Raw genomic sequence first — 19,803 nt, forward strand, 5'->3', positions numbered from 1 at the left:
CGCTGTAAAATTAGCACCTATCGTTATCCCAATTGTCAAAAAAGTAATCGCTGCAAAAAAAGGAACAAATCCTAACGTAACTAAAAAAAAATAACAAAGAGGCGTATTTCCAAAAACGGAGATACGCCTCTTTGTTATTTCACTTCAAAATATGTTTGACTATGACCGTTCATTGCTTTTTCAACATGCAACACAGCAGGCATTGTAGCTTTTAACTCCGCAACGTGAGAAATGACTCCAATCATACGTCCGGAATCTTGTAAATCAATAAGCGTATCAATCGCCTTATTTAATGCTTCTTCATCGAGAGAACCGAAGCCCTCATCAATAAACATCGTTTCAATACGGATATTACCTTGAAAGCTTTGAATGACATCTGCCATCCCAAGGGCAAGACTTAAAGACGCATTAAACTTTTCTCCCCCTGATAATGTTTTCACATCTCGTAATTGATCTGTATAAGCATCATACACATCTAGTCCTAGCCCACTTTGCTTGGCATGCTTTTCTAAGCGATCTGAACGTCGTAGCTCAAATTGACCGTTGGATAAATGATAAAGTCGAATATTTGCCGCCTCTGTTATTTTATCTAAATAATTGATTTGAATATAACGCTCAAAAGACAGCTTTTTCACATTCTGTCCATTTAACATTGCATAGAGCTCCTTTACTCGCCCCGCTTCTTTTTCAAGTAAATGAATCTCCTGTTCGGTCTCCTCAACTTTTTTGATAAAGTCTGCACAAGCCTTCGCAAATCCTTCCATTTGTTGCAATACTTTAAAAGCTTCCTCATATGTGACACGAAGCATCTCTAACTTTTCTTCCATGGTCGTTAAATCTTGCTTCTCTTGCCCTTTAAGATGCTTCTCTCCCTCAGTAATTTGTACTTGTAATGTGTGGATTTGTAGTGCATATTCATTGCAAGATTTCCGTAAAGCTTCTATTTGCAACGCGCTACGCTTCCCAGTAGCAAATTCATCATAGCTTTCAAAGCCTGCTTCCTTCATACTCACTGAAAATTGCTCGCGCTTTTCATCCATTTTCAGCTTTAATTCCTCAAAAGCCTGTTTCGCTATTTCTGCGGTCATTCTAGCATTATTTGCGGCTTCCTTGGCAGATTGCAAACTTTGTTGGCTACTATTCCACGCAGTTTGTAATGCAAGTTTTTGTGATCCTATATGAGCGATTGCCTGTTGCAATGCTTGTAGCGTCGTAAGATTTTCTGGAATATGCTTTTGCTGCTCTTCTACAATTGCTTGTTGTTTAGTCAATTCCTTCGTCTTCTCAACTAAATATTGCTCAAGTTTTATTTGCTTTTCTTGTAACTGCTCCATTCGTGCACGATGATCCTTTTGTTGCATACGTACATCAGATAATTGATGGCTCACTACTTTTAAGATCGTTATTTGTTGCTCTACGTTTTGCAAAGAAGCTACAATTTGTGCTTGATTCGATTGATCAATCTCATTCGTGTCTAACTGTTCTAGCGCCTCTTGTAGAAGATGCTTTGTAGAATTCAATAAAGCTTCTTTCTCTAAAAACTTGCGCTCATCAGTACTAGCCTTTGCTCGTAAAGCCTCCACCTCTGCTAATTCAATCATCTCTAATTGCTCACGATGTGTTTCGAGGTGTGTTGTACTACCACACACTGGACAAGGCTTTCCGTCCTTAAGTTGCTGTGCTAAAATACTTGCTTGACTCGCAATCCATTGTTGCTCCAACTTTTGAAGAGCCTGCTTACTTTCTTGATAATGGACATTAGTAGTGGCTACATCCTGCTCCGCTGTTGCAACTGCTCTCGTATATTTTTCAACTTGCGCTAGTAATGATACTTGCTCTTTTAACTTAGGTAGCTGTTCTAAATAACTTTCATATGGCTCAAGTTGTTTTTCATATTGTTCAATTGTTTTTGTTAATTGCTGAACTTGCATTTGTCCTGTTTCTACGATTTTACTATTATCGTCTACAGCTAGCTTTGCTGTTGCAACATATTGTTCAGCTATTTGCATTTGCTGCAGATTATTCTCATACGTCTCGAACGTCGGTAATAATGCTTGTAGCTGTAATTCCTGCTGTAAAACGTGTTGACGCTCAGATTCTTTCGCCTCTTCAACGTTAAACTTTTCCTGCGCTATTTTTAACTGAGCTTCTGTGTTTTTCTGCTCTGTCATTGCTTGCTGATAGGATTGTTCTTTACGATTTTGCTCAGCACGTAAATCGATACATTGTTGCTCAAGTATGACAAGTCGCTCTGCTTTCTCTGCTAATGCAATTTCGCGTTCTTTTGCGCTATATATATCTTGTTCTTGTAGCAATGCTTGTAGGCGATTCTGACGATTAGTTTGCTCATCAAATTGCTCATTTAGTGTTTTCGCTCTACTATAAAATTCCTGCTCTTTTTGATGATGCGCATAAGCCTCTTTATAGCGTTGCAATTCCAATTGTATACATTCCGTATAATAGGTTTGCTCCTCTTCTAGAGCCTTCTTCAGCTGATGCATATTGTCAGTATTATTAGTAATGCAAGTAAATAAAGATGACGAACGCTGTGGTAAAGCACCTGCAATTTGGCCAAGAAGATGTTCCTTTAATTGTTGAGCATGCAGTAAATCACTTTCCGCCTCTTTTCGTTTCGCATCAAGTCTTTTTGTCATCGCACCAAAGCGATCTGTTTTAAAAATTTTGCGTAAAATAACTTCTTTATTCGTAGAATCTGAGGTTAACAGCTTGCGAAATTCACCTTGTGGTAGCATAACAATTTGACTAAACTGATCCTTTGTGAGGCCGATTATATCCTGTAGCTTTTTATCTACCTCAAGCGTTTGCTGCTTTTCTACAATATTATAATCAAGCGTGGTTCCTTTGATTTCAGCCAGTTCAATTTTCTTGCCAGTGACACTTTTGTTTGTTGCTTTAATATGACCTGGCTGACGTAAAATTTGATAGACTCTATCATGCATTTCAAAAACGAGCTCCACTGCAGTATACACATCATCATCCGCAAACCCGCTTCGAAGCATAGCAGTATCCTGACGATCTTCACCGCTACCCGATCCGTAAAGTGCATAGCATATCGCATCAAAAATCGTCGTTTTACCTGCGCCTGTTTTTCCGGAAATCGCAAATAGACGATGTTCACCAAGCTGTTGAAAATCAATAACCTCTGTATTTTTATATGGACCGAATGCAGTAATCGTTAACTTTAAAGGCTTCATTTTACTGTCTCCCGCTCCTCATCTAATAATTCTTGTAGCATCTCTGTAAATAGACGTTCTGTATCTTGATCTGGCTGTACGCCAATTATATCTGTAAAAAATGATCGGAATAAATCGATGTCTTCTATTTTCTCTGTCTCAACCGTCTGAATTTCATGTGATACCTCTTGGCGTGCTACTTTGCGCTCAACATGCATTGCATGAGGAAACACCGTACGAATACGTTCCATCGGCGAGGTTACTGACGTAGCATCTGTTAAACGTACAAATACATAATCATCACTAGGTGGTAATTGCAATAAATCATCCATTAAGCTCTCTACCACACGTAAATCCCGTCTCGCTATAAGCTTACGTTTTGTGATAGTGACTTCCCCTTGTGCATCTAGCTCCACTATTAAAAAGCCCTTCTCATGTAAGTGCTCAGATAATGAATATTTCAAAGGAGAACCGGCATATCGAATCGTTTCATTCAACACAAAGTGTGCTTTATGCAAATGGCCAAGTGCTGTGTAATTAAAAGGCTTAAATAACGCTGCATTTATGCAATCCGAGCCTCCTATTGATAAGGGCCGCTCAGAATCACTCGTGTTCGCTTCCTCTTCCCCATACTTCGTCACAAAGGCATGTCCTACAAAAAAATTACGTTTTGTTGGATCTAAACTTTGCCCAATATGGTCGATAATTTTTTCCATCGCCTCTTGATGAGATCGAATGGAATCATCCTCTAAAATAGTCCGTACTGAAGCCGGCTCTGCATATGGTACGAGGTGAAAATGTACTTCACCATACTCGTCATGGAGAACTATCGGCGCATGATCTTTCGTAAATTGGCCTTTAATATGTAATCCACTATCACTCATTAAACTACTGCCAAAATTCAATCGACCTGCACTATCATGGTTCCCCGCAACCGCTAACACAGGAATTTTTTTATCAAGTACAATTTCCGCCAAAATATCATTTAGTAAATTCACTGCCTCAATAGGGGGCATCGAACGGTCATATAAATCACCTGCTATAACGATAACATCCGGTTTTTCCTCATCAATGGCTAGCATAAATTGCTGTAAAATATAATGTTGATCCTCTGTCATGTAGACGCCTTGTACAAGCTTTCCTAAATGCCAATCTGCTGTATGAAATATTTTCATTCTTTGCGCCTCCTGTTTATTTTATTTTATCACGGCTGATGGATTGATTGTTTTTCCTTTTATTAGTTTGATAAAGGTTCCTCATCATAACGTGGGGAACTAAGGGGCGGGCTATCCGTCGCTTCAGTCCTTTCCGTCGCTGATTTTTATAGATATTTAACATAAAAAAGAGCATCACTGTCGATGCCCTGTTACAAATAGTTATGATTAAAACGTGTTGCTCTTACCTTCTCCATAAAAGCAGCGTATCCTGTAAAACCTTGAATGGTACGCGCAGTAGGTTTTGGCTTTTCATTTTCTTGCTCTTTTGCTTCTTGTTTCTGCTCTGCCTTCGCTAGTTGTTCTAAAATGTGCTCAAATGACATAGGGTTAGGCTTTGGCAGTTCTTTTGAAGCAATGGCTAGTGCTTTATTTCCGCTATATTCATGTAAAAAAGCATTTGCCATTTGGCGATAGCCTTCAAAATTTGGATGTACGTCAGAGATATTGGGTAAAAAGTTTGTAGCGTTTATCCCAAAAGCATCATAGACGTCTACATAAACTACTCCAGCATGCTCTGCCTGTTGCTGTAAAATCTTATTTAGCTTTACAAGCTGTGCATTTGTGCCTTCTTTTTGCGTAGCGTGAACATTTGGATACGCAAAGTAATAGCCCATTACATAGATCTTTGCCTTAGGTGCGCGCACTTTCAACTCATCCAAAATCTCCGCCATATTTTTTCTGGCAATGTTTAATGCATAATCCGTTTGCAACTGCGTAAAGGCTAATGTACCTGCTGTTGGATTGACCTGCACTAGACGCAGTAAATCGTTGGCACCTGCCGAAACAGTAATAAGTGTTGCATTAGCTAGTAAGTCACTTGCTTCCTCTGATTGCACTCGTTTCAAGACATCAGCTGTTGTATAGCCTGGGAAAGCGAGCTCCTTTGTATAGAAATGTAATTGCCCAGTCATTCCTAATTTCATGGCAATTAAATCACTGTAGCCTGTATCAATCTGTTGATAAGGTGTTTGACCAGCCGCCAAGGAATCTCCGATTGATAGGTAGTTTTCAATCTGAGCAAAAGCAGATGAAACACCTAATGCCATTATGAGTATAGTTGCACCAATTATGCTTAGTAATCGTTTCATCTGCTCAGCTCCTTTCTTCAAATGAAGAACTTAAAATGCCCAGCTACCTTTGCGGAAAATTGGCTCTACAGTTCCATCTGGTAAAATACCGTCAATGTCCATCTCACCGCTACCAATCATAAAGTCCTCATGTGTCACTGAAATATTGGCACCTAACGCTTCAAGCTGTCCGTTTTCTAAATCTCTTCCACCTTCTAAGCAAGTTGGATAAGCTTCGCCAATCGCTAAATGGTTCGATGCATTTTCGTCAAACAATGTATTAAAATATAAAATCTCCGATGCTGAAATTGGTGATTCGTGCGGTACAAGTGCGACCTCACCTAAATAACAAGAGCCTTCATCCACATTCAGAAGCTCCTGTAATAAATCATGTCCTACCTGTGCTTCAGCCTGAACAATTTTTCCTTCTTCGAATGTCAGTTTAAAGCCATCGATAATATTCCCTTGATAAACTAATGGTTTTGTATTGCTTACATAGCCATTTACACCTTGTTTCATCGGTAACGTATAGACCTCTTCTGTCGGCATATTAGCAATAAAGGTAGTATTACCTGGCGTTTTACTACCCCCAGTAAGCCATTTATGCTGTGGCGCTAAGGCAATTGTTAAGTCAGTACCTGGTGCTGTATAGTGAAGTTTCGCATATTTTTTATTGTTCAGTAGGGCCGCGCGAGATTCTAAATTTACTACGTGCTCATGCCAGTTTTCAACAGCATTGCCTTCACCAATACGAACAGTTTTAAAAATAGCTTCCCATAATGCTGGTACTTGTTCCTTAGCCGCTAAGTTTGGGAATACCTTCGATGCCCACTTTGGTGAAGGGACAGCAACAATTGACCAAGCTATTAAATCTTTCATTACGGCGTTGCGATAATTTTTAAGAGCAGCGCCTGATACTTTTTGATGGGTAGCTAGACGATCTGCTGAAATACCTGCTAATTTATCAGGATCTGCAGCATCGATCAATAATATTGCTCCTTTACGTTCGATTACCTCATCACGCATTTTAACTACCCATTCTGGGAAACGATTAAATTCTTCATCTGAAGCATGCTCAAAGTAAGCACGATCCATTTCATCATCTGAAAAATTAACATGAACACGTCCTGCACCAGCTTTATAAGCCTCTTTCACGACTAAACGGGCGAAATCTAATGCTTCCACGGAAGTATTAACTAATAAGTATTGCCCAGGTTGAATATTGACACCGACTTTTACCGCAAGTTCTGCATATGCTTGTAATTTTTCTTCAAACGTCATATTATTTACCTCGCTTCTGTCCAATTGTTTTTGAATTACCCTCCACTAGCTTGCCTTCATGCCATATTTTCTGTACAGGTTTCGCAGAAATTTCTCTTGTCCATTTTTTGTACGTTTTCTCATCACGATAAGATAATAATGTTAATACTTCACCATCTGCTCCAGCACGACCCGTACGACCAGAACGATGCAAATACTGCTCAATTGTTCTCGGTACATCAACATGAATAACATGTGTTAAACCTTCAATATCTAAACCGCGTGCTGCAATATCTGTAGCGATTAAAATACGCGCGTCACCTTTACGGAATGCATCTAACGCCTTTTTACGTTCTTCCTTCTTCATGTCAGAATGTAATGTCACAATCGGTGCCGAACGATATTGTAATTTCGTTTCTTTCATCAGCAATTGATCGATATTGTTGACGAAAGCAAGTGCACGTAATCCTTCTGTATGTGATAGTCGACGTAGGAAATCAGTTTTATCTCGCTCCTCTACTTTCACGAAAGAGTGTACAACTTTACCAACCTTTAACATATCCTCAGGTTTAATTTTGAAGCGTACTGGCTCGAACATCATACGACTAGCCACTAATTCAATTTCCTCCGTAATTGTTGCTGAAACAACAACTACTTGTCGCCCATATGCTGACCCTTCGATAAAAGATTTTACGACAACACGGTATTCACGACTTAGTAACTGATCGCACTCGTCTAAAATAACTGTTTCAATTTCTTTTAACTTTAGTTTTCCAGCACGCGCTAATTCATTTAATCGGCCAGGTGTACCTACAACGATCGTCGGTTTTTTCTTTAACTTTTCAATTTGACGTGCAGAGTTCGCGCCACCAATTAGTTGTTGAACCGTAATATCAGAACCTGCTGTCCATTCACGGATAACCTCTACAATTTGCATCGCTAGCTCCTGTGATGGAGCTACGATAAGTCCTTGTGTTTGTTTTTTTGAACCGTTTACTTTTTTTAATAAAGGAAGTACATAAGCTAAAGTCTTCCCCGACCCTGTCGGCGACTCGGCTACAATATCTTTGCCCTCAAGCATTGCTGGAATCATTTCTTCTTGAATTTTCATCGGCTCTTCAAATTTCCATTTTGCTTGTAAATCTTCATTTAATAAATTTATTACTGACATGTAATTTCCCACCTTCTATCTGCTTGACACTAGTTTAACACACTAATCATTTTCCTACTTCATATGTACGTAAACCTTTGTATAATCGTTTCAAAAATGAGGCTTTCTTAATCTCCCTACAGATAAAAAAATCTGCACGACTTATCACGGGGTTGCCAGCCTTCAAGCTCTTATATACTTGAGATCTTTTGAAGGTTTACAACTTACCTGCGAAAAGCGTGCAGATTTTATTTGGTTAATACGATTGTTCATCTACAATTTCATAGCCACATGCTAATATGGCACGTTCTGCTAAAACGATTAATGAGTCGATATATTTGTCACTTAGTTTTAAATCTCGATTGACGATTGATAATTCAGTACATCCTAATACAATACGATCACAATTAAGTGCAAGCATTGCTTCTTCTATCGGCTGCCAATCCTCCCAAGAGACATCTTTTCCAGCCTTTACATAATCGTAAATAATAGACATGACTTTCTCTTTCATCACATCGTCTGGAACAACAGGTGTTATACCAAATTCCTCTAACGCATCTTGATACATGCGTGAGGTTAATGTACCCGTTGTCGCTAAAATCCCTACACGCTCTGCCCCTAAGTCAGAAGCTCGCTTTGCTGTTTCCCTTATCATATGTAAGACGGGAACTGGAGAACCTTCAACTATCTCATCATAAAAGGTATGTGCCGTGTTACATGGAATAGCAATCAGATTTGCTCCAACAGAAGCAAGCTTTTTAGCATCTGCGACTATCACTGGTACGGGATTTTCTTTTGTACTATCTAAAATAAAGGCAGTACGATCAGGAATATTCGTATCATTATCAATGATTGTATGTAAATGCTCCTGATCTTTCGTTGCCTTCGTACGTCTTACAATCATTTCACCGATAAACATCGTTGCTAGTGGACCAACGCCACCAATTATACCTAAAGTTTGTTTTTTCATTAGTTTGACAGACCTTTGTTGTTAAAATATTTCTTATATTGGCGATAAAAGCTTAAATTATCTAGTGTTATATTTAACCAACGCTTCGCATTCATATCCTTATAATTAAAGATGGAATCCGTAGCCATCCCTTGGCGAATAAGACTTTTCGCTTCAATCACAAGCTGTTCATTTTGTACATATTTAAAGAGGACACCATTCGGCACAATTGTCCAAAGATGCTTATTCTGAACATATGTTAGCTGTTTTTTACTTCCACGGATAAAATCATCCGCAACATATTGCATTAAATTATAGCCACTTGCTGTCACATAATAATTTGAAAGTTCATTATGTAATTCAATACTTAATAACTTATATTGACCGTCACGTTCATCGTACTTCATATCAAACGTGGCAAAGCCTTGGAATCGCATTTCCTCTAGAAACAATTTTACGCGGTCCATTAAGTCTTTATCGTATGCTGTCATGATGGCTACATAGCGACCAATCCCCTCTGGGGAATGCTCCTCTAAAATTGAGTTACCTACAGATAATAGCTGTACTTTACTATCTTGCCCAACATAAGCATTTACGACGTACATATGAGCATCTTCGCCAGGAATATATTGCTGTAACATTAAATCATCTCGGTATGCCGATTCCTTATAAATGGCATGGAAAATAGCATCCTTTTCGTCGTTATCTTTGGCAATATACACTTTTTTCTTGCCCGGAAAAATACATGTAGCATACTTTGTCATATTCAAAGGTTTAATGACAACTGGGAATTCAAAAGGGATGACAAATTCCTCGTAATCATTGACGGTGCAAACATGCATTGCCGGATAGTGAAAGCCGAACTTCGCACAAAGTTCATACATGCTCTCACGTGTTAATAGCTCGTTAGCAAGGTTTGCATCCACATAAGGAATTACAAAATACTCTGCTAGCTCCGCTTTATGTTGCACAATTTTTTTCACGTAAAATTCATCGCAGGCTAATAACAGCAATTTTTTACCTGCAAATTCCTCTGCAATTGCCTTTAACGCAACGATAAAACGTTCTTCAATATGGAGTTTTGGAACTTCACGAAATATTAATAAATCACTCTGCTGTATTTTCTCCATATTCGTATGATTTAATGCAAGTGGTTTAACGCCATAGGACTCGTAAAATGCTCTTGCCATGCCGTAAGCATTCATTTCATCTCCTAATAAAACCGGTAAAAAAGCGTGCTCAATGGCCATTCTACTCAACTCACTTTAGCTTTTATTAGGCTCTCACATAACGTGGGGGCATCCCCAGTAACAAGCCTTTTTTACAAGTGTATCATACTTTCCTTGTACGCCTTATAACTCTTCTTTGAATCATTTATGAACGGCTACAGCTTGTTCACCTAACTCTCTATAGCTTTTAAAAAACTGATCCACATTATAAGTGACAAAGCCTTTTAATGGGTCCATAACAACAACTTTATCGCCTAAATGCCCGGTTAAAACAACAGCATGCAAGTTCATATACGCGGCATGCGGCACTTTTTCACCTTCATAGATCCAGCCCTTAGCTAGATTTCTTTTTGGCTCTGATAAATCTAATGTAACCCAAGTTACAACAGGGACTCCCTCTCGAACAAGCTGTAAAATTTCGTCCTGCGTGGCACCACTCTTATTTGTCACTCGTAAATCTGCCTGTTTATCTGCTATTACCGCCTCTGCGGCTTTGACAATTGGCGCTGCAAAGACATACATACCGCTGGCTTTTTCACGAGGATTCCCTGCAAAAGCCTGAGTTGGATTTGGACCAAATCGTTGTCCGTCTATAGTTCTAATCTTTTGCTTTGGTAAATAGTTATCAGCCATTTCCAGCTTCGTAACATCTAGCCCATAATAATTTAATACAGCTGTTAATGATGTTATTTCACAGCCATGTGGTAGTTCAGGTTTTTGCATAACAACTGGTACATCCAGCTCTTGCTCGTCCCTTGAAAAATGTGTCTCCAATCGATAATACGGCTTTGTCGCATCATATGTAAAATTTTCGATTGTCGTATAACCATCATTTTTCGTACTATTTTCAAGCGTAGTTGCAGCTATAGCATATTTCCGTCCCGCTATTAGCTTCGAAAATATTGCTTCACCCTCTTCAGAGCCAACCGCATCCTCTACTACCTCACCTGACTCTACATCTGTAGCAGTTATATAAAGGTTAGGTATGGGCGCACCACTGTTAAACTCTACCGTTAACACAGTTAATCCTTTGTTTTGTATTTCCTGCTGCGAAAACGGATGGCAACCCGAAAGTAGTAGCATGATTATCATTAAACCTATTAGTAAAAGGCGTTTATCCCGCGTCCACAAGACAAATTCCGCTCCTATCTTGTTTGAAGACAATTACTTCAATTCTATTATTTCAATTTGTCGCAGACTCTATTATACGCTAATTTCATAGACGTTCCTATTTTTAACTTCTATAAGCGGTTGTCCAAACACTCTAAGAACGTCACGTCCTGTGGCAATTTATCTGTGCGAAAGCGAAGCGACAGCAACAACAACAACAACGACTGAGTGACCAATTTCATGCCGCTGCCGCTACGATAGCACTACGCTTTTGCGCCATAAACATCTGTTGACCTAAAGCCTCGAACGCAATTGCGCAGAGACCTAACATATTTCCACTACACAAAAGCATCTCTAAATTTAGTGTGCGTCCGATTAAGGTATTACTTTGTTTGCTATTTTCGAATTTTCTCAAACCGTTTTACACGTTTGGCGTACTTACTCTTGGTCGTAATGTATGTTTCAAAACTTTCCCAGAAGCATTACGTGGTAATTCAGTTAAAAATTCAATTTCATGTGGCACTTTATACTTTGCCAGCTGAGTCCGACAATACGCCAATATCGCCTCTTCATCAGAAGACTTTCCCTCCTTCAATACGACAAATGCTTTCGGAACTTCGCCATATACTTCATGTGGAAAACCTACAACGGCTGCTTCTAAAATTTCTGGCAGTTGATATAAAACCTCTTCAACCTCGATAGGATAAATATTTTCGCCACCTCGAATGATCATATCTTTTTTACGATCAACAATATAGAGATAACCGTCTTCATCAAAACGCCCTAAATCTCCTGAATAGAGCCAACCATCTTTAATTGCTCTAGCTGTTTCTTCAGGATTACGTAAATAACCTTTCATGACTTGTGGCCCTTTGACACAAATTTCTCCTACCTCACCCGCTGGCACCGTTTCACCAAAGCTATCAACAACACGGACGTCCGTTTGGGCTAATGGTTTTCCTACTGACCCAATTTTTGTCAATGCATCGGCATCTAAAAGAGAAGTGGTGGCAGGAGTATTTTCAGTTTGTCCATACAGGTTTTGTACTTTCACATTAGGAAATGCCTCCTTCACTTGCTTAACAAGCTCATAAGGCATCGGTGCCGCTCCGTAACATAATAAACGTAAATTTTTAAATGTATGTTCCTTAAAGTTAGGTGTATTTAAAATAATTGTATACATTGACGGAACACCAAAGAAAATTGTTGAATCTGTAACGACTAATTGTTCTATTGTGTTTGTCGAAGAAAAAGCCTCTTCTATAACCATTGAACCGCCTTTATAAAACATCGGCATCGCAAATACATGAAGACCTGCACAATGAAATAAAGGCGTACAAATAAACATTCTATCCTCATTGGTCATATCCATTGAGGACGACCATATTTCCGCAGTTGATACAATATTTTGATGAGTTAGCATTACTCCTTTTGGTTTACCCGTCGTCCCAGAAGTATACATAACAACACTAGTATCATGAGGCTCCAATTTGACAGCTTTTCTTTGACCTGGATAGTTTTTAATGACGTCTTTCATCTCTTCGAGCCCTACAATATGTTGAAACGGATAGCCAATAGTTGCAAGTACATCCTCTAACCTTTCATCATTAATAAGCCCTTTAGCTTCTGAATGATTAAAAATAAATTCGACCTCTGGAGCTGCTAGTTTTGTATTAATGGGCATGACAACATAGCCCGCTAACTGAACACCGATATAAGCGATTAAAAATAAATCTGAGTTGAGCATATATAATGCAATTACATCATCTTTTTTAAAACCTTGCTCTTGTAAGTATGCAGCAAATGTTTCTGCACTTTTATAAAATTCACTATAGGATAGCTTTGTCCCATCGTAAACTGTTGCAATCCTATTTGGTTGCTGTATAGCATATTTTTGTAGAATATCTGTCATTAACATCGTCATCATAAGCCCCCCAAATTATTAATATTCATGTCCCTCATACCATGTAGAATTACTGTTAAAAAATTCAGAAAATTACAATTATATTCTATCAATCTATGAAATTGTTGGCAATTTTTCTACACTTATTAAGGCTCATTTTGTTAAATCATTTGTCATACGGAAAAATTGAATGGAGGGAGACAGATGACTCTTTGCGATTAGCAATAGAGGAATGAAGGCTAAATACATCACGTCCTATGATAACGCCTTTGTGACTAACATCTATTGGCCTAAGCGGCTCATCGGACGATTCTAGGAAAGCATACAGCTCAGAACGGAAATCAACTCGGTTATGGTGATGAACCAACATATAATCCATATGTAACTAAATATATTTATACATTTTACTTTTCTATCAATTTCTGTTAGGTGTATGATATTTGTATAATGATTAACTTCTTTCAACAAGTGTCTTTTGTAGCGAAAGCGTAGCCTCGAGATGAAAGCGGTTTTAAGTCACTTTTCAGTAGGTGTCCAAACACTTGTTGAAAGAAGTTAAAGCCCGGCGGATGTTACAGAATTATGCCGAGGCATAATTAATGAAAGGCATGATTAAAATGCTGTACGCACTTTTAGGAGATTTACATTCTAATATAGAAGATACTAAGGCGGTTCTAGCCCATATTCAGCAATGTGCGAAAGATGCAAAGGTATTGGGATTAGGTGATTTATACGAATGTACTGTAAGTAAGAAAAAGGCTCAAACAATGTCGGGTATACCGCTACAAAAAGCTGCAATAGTAGAAAATGATTTTGAAGTTTTACTAACATTCCCCTCTATTCGTGGCAATCAGGAAGAGCGTATTACACGTATAACTGGCATTGAACGTTTTACAGAGTTACCTGAAACAATGGAGATTGTTGGTGCAACACTTATGCATGGACATCAATTTAAATGGAGTGTTACTTGGCAACCAACATTTCCGCCATTTAAAAAATCGCTTCTTTTCTTCGGGCATAGTCATGAATCAGGTCTTTATCATCGCAATAAAAAGTTACCTATTCGTATTCGCTATGGCCAACCAATCGCATTACAAGAAAAGCAATACGGTATCAATGTTGGATCGGTTGTCGATCATCGAGAGTGGTGTCTTTACGATAGTAACAAACGAACAGTAACATTTATGTGCGCTCCTTCTGTTGAGAATGCTTGATTATTTTTCATCAAGAGTTTGAGTTTTGCTGATATACATCGTAGTCACAAAAAAACGCTAAAATCGACTTCGACTCTAGCGTTTTTTCACTTTGTAAATGTTCCGTTCAAACTAGCAATTCTCGCAATCCTTTAAAGCATCTAGTAATTTTTCCATTTCGCAAATACGATCGCACATAGTTTGAATCATATTTCGAAGGATTGGTATTAATTCTTGGCAAATACAGAACCTTAAAACGTTTTGCGCTAGTCGAACGCCCGCCTGATGGTGAACAATCATTGTTCGCAGAAAGTTTATATTAATATTATTGGAAACTGGCGGTAAACTCATTGCTTGAAACATAGCCCCAGTAATTTCCTTATAAGCACACATATAATCGTACAATTCACATTCCGAATTTTGTACGATACAGCATCTATTTTGTATCGCTTCGAGGCATTCAACAGTCTCCGTACTTGTTGCTATTATTTCTAACGCGAGATTTTGTACAAGTATATTTGTCGTGTATCGCAAAACATTTTCCGACAATCTAATAGCAGCTACTTGATGCGGTAATATTTGCTTAATAAAATTATCTGAAATACTACATGTAATTGTCACATAGGTCATGCCCTGCATCATTTTATCGAGGATCCTTTGGTTTTCCTCTAAATAAACCTTTGTTACATTACTGAGTACAACTGTTTTAGTCATTAGACACACTCCTTTCAGAGTAATATATGTCCGATAGGTTGTTGTGCGGTAGACAATTGTACCAACTGATCTCTATTGTTTCGTAACAGCATTAAAATATTTTTAACTTCTTTCAGCGAGTGTTTTCTGTAGTGACAGCGGCATTGTTTACCTGCGCGAAAGCGGCATTGTTTACCTGCGCGAAAGCGAAGCGACAGCAGCAATTATGTCGAGGTATAATTGATTGCACGAATGTTTAATCTTTTTCGTATGTATCCAAGCACTTTTGACAAATACATTGCTCTTTAGGTACTGCTTCAAGGATTTCTTTAGGGAAACTCTTTGTCATACACCAGCAATCCTTTTGCCCATTTACTACCCCACAATGGTTATCTTGTCCACATAACGGGCAACGTTTTTCTTCCATTCGTACACCTCCATACATTTACTTTTCATTTTAAAATAAAGTGAAGTTTTAATCAGTGATTTTTTCATCCTTACAAAATAAAAATAGAGGAGTACTTTTCATACTCCTCCCCAATTAGCTTATTGCTTTTTCTCATGAATCTGTTGCTTTACTTCTTCGACATCTGTATCACTATATATTTCCGTACCAGCCCCGCCTCTTTGGGCTAGCAGCTTTTTCACTTCATTGTAAGATAACCCACCTTCTGCATTTTTTCTTTTTACTTCATTAATATTTGTTCCAGCAGAAGTAAACTGAGCTTCATTATGATCAGTCATACAAATCCCTACCTTCTATAATTCATCAGGCTGCAATTCAATCAATTCATCGCCTTCTCGTTCTACTTTTTTATTGAGCTCTCTAACCGGTATAGGATCAACCGTTTGCATATCTTCGTGTAAATCGAAAAGACTTATATTATCAGATTCTACCATGTCTGGCTTATCCTTACTCGCTAAGTTCATAAATATCTTTTTTTCATGTGGTATGTTTTTTTCTATGTCCATCATTACTCACTCCTTTACTTATAGCATGTGCAGTGTTGGACAAATCATGTGTCTTTCGTTTTCGAGCTTTTATCGATGCGATGATATTCAGATATTTGACTGACCCGAACATGTCTTGTATGCAGCTCATGATACATCCCTCTACTATCTGTAAAGGATATATATTGATCTCGTTCACTTCGAACTAATGCCTCTGCCTTTTCCTGTGATTCTATATGGATAAATCTCCTTACATAATGCAGTTCATCAAAAAAATAAGTAATTTTAAATTCTTTCATCTATATCTCCTCGAATACTGGATATGGCTTGTTACTGCTTATCATATCCAACTAACTGTAGTTGCTATCCTTATAAAAATATAAAGGTATTTTCTATTTCTTCGGCATAACCTGTATTAAAGCAACCACTTTATAGGAGGTGATGATTTTGATCCATACAGTTAGAGCAGGCGAAACCTTGTCCCAAATAGCTAGAAATTATCGTACGCCATTAGCGTCCATAATGGCTGCTAACCCAGGGCTAGATCCGAATGTACTTTATATAGGACAACAAATTATTATACCTGGATTTCCTAATCCAAATACTATCCCTTATAGAATAGATATTTCTACTGAAAATCGATGGCTACGGTTATATAAGGATAATGTTCTTCAAAAGCAATACCCAATAGCAGTCGGTAGGATGTTACATGATACACCTACTGGCCATTTTATAATCATTAACAAGGATCCAAATCCTGGTGGTCCGTTTGGGACAATGTGGATGAGTTTATCTAAAGAACATTACGGAATTCACGGAACTAATAATCCTAGCTCAATCGGTCATGCCGTTTCACGTGGCTGTATCCGCATGCATAATAAGGATGTCGAAGAGCTCGCAAGCATTGTTCCAATCGGTACTGGAGTTTTTATTCATCCATAAAAATCTACCAGACTAAAAACATTCCTCAGATTTTATCGGAATGTTTTTTAGTTTTATCGGTACATTTTATGCTGATTTATCGGAATAAAAAAGGCAACCTGAAACCTTCAGATTGCCCTCATTTTATCAGCGATTTTTTGATGTTTATCAGCGATTTATCTGGCATCACTTTTTGCAAATTAATCTTCACCTCTAGATTGTGCAAGCTTCGATAAATAGTATTGCTCCTCTCTTAGCATATGATCCGCCATTAGAGCTGTAAATGTACCTAATACTTCTGCACTTAACTCCATCTCCTCTAACTCCCGTAAAAAAATTTTGAATAATCCCATTTCTATTTCCACATCATGATTAAAGCGAGTTAATGCGGGGAATGAGTCTATATTTGAACGCAAATATCCTGTAAGCTCCACTGCTTTCAAATAAAATTGTTCAAAATGTTGAGCAAAGGTAGTACTTTTTTGCCTCAACCTTCTTTCTACACCATCCAAATCGTCATGAATGATACCTGCATGTCCTGATGCATCTAACAGCCAGAGTAAATGATGATGTAGCTCATGAAAGATTGGCGGGACTTCCCCCTTCTTCAGATAGCTAAGTACATTTTGATACTCCTCTAATTCATTCACCATATGATTAATAAAGGTAGGTGGTAGATGGATATTAATATTTCCCGTTAATTGCTTTCTAAGCAAATAAAATTTAAATTGCTTTAGTTGTTCTACAGCTTCATCGACTGTAAGTGAGAAGGAAACCGCATTATTGGCATCTATCGAATTAACATAAGCAAGAAGCTGAGAAAATTTGAGAATAAATGCGCTCGCTCTTTTAATATCCTCTGTTTCCGATGGATACAAGGAATCATGAATAAATTGAGAATGGTCTTTCAATATCCTTAGCCAAAACCTATGTTCAAACACCGCATGTTGTAAGTAATTCGACAACCAGTCACATCCCCTTTATTCTATACGTTCTTCTATTCTATTCTTCATGAAAATCTAATATTAATGCTTAATCTAAAATTGTCTTTTCGTATAGGATGAAACGCTTAAAGCTATACTACTAATGCTGAATTTTCATTAAAAGAACATACTGAAAAATTAGGAGGGGATATGCTTGTCCACAAAAGACAATACATTATCGATTTTCGCCTTAGGTGGCATTAATGAGATTGGCAAAAATATGTATGTAGTACAGTACGGGAATGATATTTTAATTATCGACTGCGGCGCTAAATTTCCAGACGAAAGCCTACTAGGTATCGATTTAATAATTCCTGACATTACGTACCTACTGGAAAATAAAGAGAAAATCAAAGCATTAATTGTGACTCATGGACATGAGGATCATATCGGCGGAATCCCTTATCTGTTAAAAAAAATAAATGTCCCTATTTATGCAACACGTTTTACTCTTGGCTTAATCGAGCTAAAGCTGAAAGAACATAAGCTTTTAAGAGAGACAGAATTAATAGAAATTCGTTCCGATTCATCATTAAATTTCGGACAAGTTGATGTTGGTTTCTTTAGAACAAACCATAGTATACCTGATTGCTTAGGAATTGTTATAAATACACCCGAAGGAAATGTAGTACACACTGGAGATTTTAAATTTGATTTAACGCCTGTCAATAATCAGTTTGCAGATATTCATAAAATGTCCGAGATAGGATCAGAAGGCGTATTAGTACTTATTTCTGAAAGTACGAATGCTGAACGACCTGGGTTAACTCCTTCAGAGAAGCTTGTCGGTAATCATATAGAAGATGCATTTTTACATGCCGAGCGTAAAATCGTTATCTCTACTTTCGCTTCTAATGTTAATCGCATACAGCAAATTGTAGATGCAACGATTACTACAAATAGAAAGCTTGCATTACTTGGTCGGAGTATGGTGAATGTTGTAGATGTTGCGCTTGAGCGAGGCTATTTAAACATTCCAGAGGATATGTTAATAGATGCACGCGAGGTGAAGTATCTTCCACCCGAAGAAGTTGTTGTATTATGTACGGGTAGTCAGGGTGAGCCATTAGCTGCACTCTCTCGCTTAGCAAATGGAAATCATCGTGAAGTGAAAATTTTACCTGATGACACAGTTATTTTAGCTTCATCCCCTATTCCAGGGAATGAAAAGGGTGTTTCACGGATTGTTGATAATTTGTTCCAGCTAGGTGCTAAGGTTATTTATGGCTCGGCTAGTCATACAGGTATGCACGTTTCAGGTCATGGCTACCAGGAAGATTTAAAACTAATGCTGACGCTAATGAAGCCCAAATTTTTTATTCCGATTCATGGTGAATTCCGTATGTTACATCAGCACCGTTTGTTAGCTGAGTCCGTTGGTGTCAAAAGAGGGCATACGTTTATTATGAAAAACGGGGATGTTGTGGATATTGAACATGCAATGGCTAGGCAAACACGTAAAATCCCTTCAGGTGATACGTATGTCGACGGTATCGGTATTGGTGAAGTCGAAGGAATTGTTTTACGAGATCGCAAACAGCTATCAGAAGACGGTATGCTTGTTATCGTTATAACACTTAATAAAATAGATGGCGCCTTTATTTCAGAACCAGATACAATTTCGCGAGGCTTTGTTTATGCCAAAGACTTTGAGGAGCTGTTAACGAAAGTAAATATTCTCGTCAAAGAAACGGTAAATGAGCTTCAGGAAGAAAGTAAGCAGCCAATCCATGTCTTAAAAAGAGAAATCAAAAGAGCTGTCGGTCAATATCTATTTACACAAACAAAAAGAAAACCAATGATTTTACCAATAATTATTGAAATTTAACTCAGCATATGTTTTATGTAACGACAGTTACAAAAGTAGCGGCAGCTACATTGTTCTTTTGCGCGAAAGTAAAGCGGAAGCTGCAGATGTCTTTTTAAAAGCATAGCGACAGGTACAATTATGCCTCGGCATAATTGATGAAAGTCGGTGTGAAA

The 19,803-nt window shown here is 38.1% G+C and carries 19 protein-coding genes; 3 read left to right on the forward strand and 16 right to left on the reverse strand.

All coding sequences use genetic code 11. The features are described 5' to 3' along the window. Window positions 1–134: 134 nt before the first annotated feature. The 10 genes from ACIPKN_RS20525 to ACIPKN_RS20570 form a co-directional block, all read right to left on the reverse strand. Complete coding sequence (locus ACIPKN_RS20525; protein WP_400939574.1) at window positions 135–3,215, reverse strand: AAA family ATPase; 3,081 nt, start codon at window positions 3,213–3,215, stop codon at window positions 135–137. Continuing rightward, the gene (locus tag ACIPKN_RS20530) at window positions 3,212–4,369 is read right to left on the reverse strand and encodes an exonuclease SbcCD subunit D (protein ID WP_400939577.1); all 1,158 of its coding nucleotides are present in this window, start codon (window positions 4,367–4,369) and stop codon (window positions 3,212–3,214) included. The genes ACIPKN_RS20525 and ACIPKN_RS20530 overlap by 4 nt, the downstream gene beginning before the upstream one ends. 191 nt (window positions 4,370–4,560) lie before the next feature. Then, complete coding sequence (locus tag ACIPKN_RS20535) at window positions 4,561–5,499, reverse strand: SGNH/GDSL hydrolase family protein (protein WP_400939579.1); 939 nt, start codon at window positions 5,497–5,499, stop codon at window positions 4,561–4,563. 30 nt (window positions 5,500–5,529) lie between these two features. After that, window positions 5,530–6,759 (reverse strand): aminopeptidase, encoded by a 1,230-nt coding sequence (locus ACIPKN_RS20540; RefSeq protein ID WP_400939582.1) that lies wholly within the window; start codon window positions 6,757–6,759, stop codon window positions 5,530–5,532. 1 nt (window position 6,760) lies between these two features. Next, on the reverse strand, window positions 6,761–7,909 hold the full coding sequence (locus ACIPKN_RS20545; protein ID WP_387085170.1) for a DEAD/DEAH box helicase: 1,149 nt from the start codon (window positions 7,907–7,909) through the stop codon (window positions 6,761–6,763). Between the two features lie 235 nt (window positions 7,910–8,144). Continuing rightward, complete coding sequence (cuyB, locus tag ACIPKN_RS20550) at window positions 8,145–8,858, reverse strand: cysteate racemase (protein ID WP_400939586.1); 714 nt, start codon at window positions 8,856–8,858, stop codon at window positions 8,145–8,147. Next, window positions 8,858–10,087: a carboxylate--amine ligase gene (locus ACIPKN_RS20555; protein WP_400939589.1), complete on the reverse strand. Its 1,230-nt coding sequence runs from the start codon at window positions 10,085–10,087 to the stop codon at window positions 8,858–8,860. Before ACIPKN_RS20555 ends, cuyB begins: the two co-directional genes overlap by 1 nt. A 120-nt stretch (window positions 10,088–10,207) precedes the next feature. Then, entirely contained in the window at window positions 10,208–11,197 is a 990-nt protein-coding gene (locus ACIPKN_RS20560; protein WP_400939592.1) for a C39 family peptidase, read from the reverse strand. A 217-nt stretch (window positions 11,198–11,414) separates the two neighbouring features. Beyond that, complete coding sequence (locus tag ACIPKN_RS20565; protein ID WP_400939595.1) at window positions 11,415–11,591, reverse strand: hypothetical protein; 177 nt, start codon at window positions 11,589–11,591, stop codon at window positions 11,415–11,417. 6 nt (window positions 11,592–11,597) lie between these two features. Further along, complete coding sequence (locus ACIPKN_RS20570) at window positions 11,598–13,100, reverse strand: class I adenylate-forming enzyme family protein (RefSeq protein WP_400939699.1); 1,503 nt, start codon at window positions 13,098–13,100, stop codon at window positions 11,598–11,600. Between the two features lie 596 nt (window positions 13,101–13,696). Between ACIPKN_RS20570 and ACIPKN_RS20575 the strand changes: the two genes are divergently transcribed. Continuing rightward, window positions 13,697–14,293, forward strand: a complete 597-nt coding sequence (locus tag ACIPKN_RS20575; protein WP_400939701.1) for a metallophosphoesterase family protein — start codon at window positions 13,697–13,699, stop codon at window positions 14,291–14,293. Between the two features lie 111 nt (window positions 14,294–14,404). Here the strand turns inward: ACIPKN_RS20575 and ACIPKN_RS20580 are convergent, their stop codons facing one another. The 5 genes from ACIPKN_RS20580 to ACIPKN_RS20600 all read right to left on the reverse strand — a co-directional run bounded on the left by ACIPKN_RS20580 (window position 14,405) and on the right by ACIPKN_RS20600 (window position 16,215). Continuing rightward, a complete protein-coding gene (locus tag ACIPKN_RS20580; protein ID WP_142510128.1) occupies window positions 14,405–14,986 on the reverse strand; it encodes a DUF305 domain-containing protein in 582 nt (193 codons plus the stop codon). 235 nt (window positions 14,987–15,221) lie between these two features. Further along, complete coding sequence (locus ACIPKN_RS20585; protein ID WP_142510127.1) at window positions 15,222–15,392, reverse strand: cysteine-rich CWC family protein; 171 nt, start codon at window positions 15,390–15,392, stop codon at window positions 15,222–15,224. A 119-nt stretch (window positions 15,393–15,511) separates the two neighbouring features. Next, on the reverse strand, window positions 15,512–15,709 hold the full coding sequence (locus ACIPKN_RS20590) for a gamma-type small acid-soluble spore protein (protein WP_400939598.1): 198 nt from the start codon (window positions 15,707–15,709) through the stop codon (window positions 15,512–15,514). 15 nt (window positions 15,710–15,724) lie between these two features. Beyond that, a complete protein-coding gene (locus ACIPKN_RS20595; RefSeq protein ID WP_400939703.1) occupies window positions 15,725–15,937 on the reverse strand; it encodes a hypothetical protein in 213 nt (70 codons plus the stop codon). A gap of 44 nt (window positions 15,938–15,981) precedes the next feature. Further along, a complete protein-coding gene (locus ACIPKN_RS20600) occupies window positions 15,982–16,215 on the reverse strand; it encodes a hypothetical protein (RefSeq protein ID WP_400939601.1) in 234 nt (77 codons plus the stop codon). Between the two features lie 148 nt (window positions 16,216–16,363). On the opposite strand from ACIPKN_RS20600, the gene ACIPKN_RS20605 reads away from it, so the two are divergent. Then, window positions 16,364–16,858: a L,D-transpeptidase family protein gene (locus ACIPKN_RS20605; protein WP_400939603.1), complete on the forward strand. Its 495-nt coding sequence runs from the start codon at window positions 16,364–16,366 to the stop codon at window positions 16,856–16,858. Window positions 16,859–17,037: 179 nt separating this feature from the next. Here ACIPKN_RS20605 and ACIPKN_RS20610 read toward each other — a convergent pair whose 3' ends face one another. Next, window positions 17,038–17,802 (reverse strand): DUF2935 domain-containing protein, encoded by a 765-nt coding sequence (locus tag ACIPKN_RS20610; protein ID WP_400939605.1) that lies wholly within the window; start codon window positions 17,800–17,802, stop codon window positions 17,038–17,040. Window positions 17,803–17,974: 172 nt separating this feature from the next. On the opposite strand from ACIPKN_RS20610, the gene ACIPKN_RS20615 reads away from it, so the two are divergent. Beyond that, window positions 17,975–19,648, forward strand: coding sequence for a ribonuclease J (locus ACIPKN_RS20615; RefSeq protein ID WP_400939608.1), 1,674 nt, complete (start codon window positions 17,975–17,977; stop codon window positions 19,646–19,648). Window positions 19,649–19,803: the final 155 nt, after the last annotated feature.

Origin of the sequence: Lysinibacillus sp. NPDC086135 (genome assembly GCF_044746345.1) — a bacterium.
Taxonomy (GTDB): Bacteria; Bacillota; Bacilli; order Bacillales_A; family Planococcaceae; genus Lysinibacillus.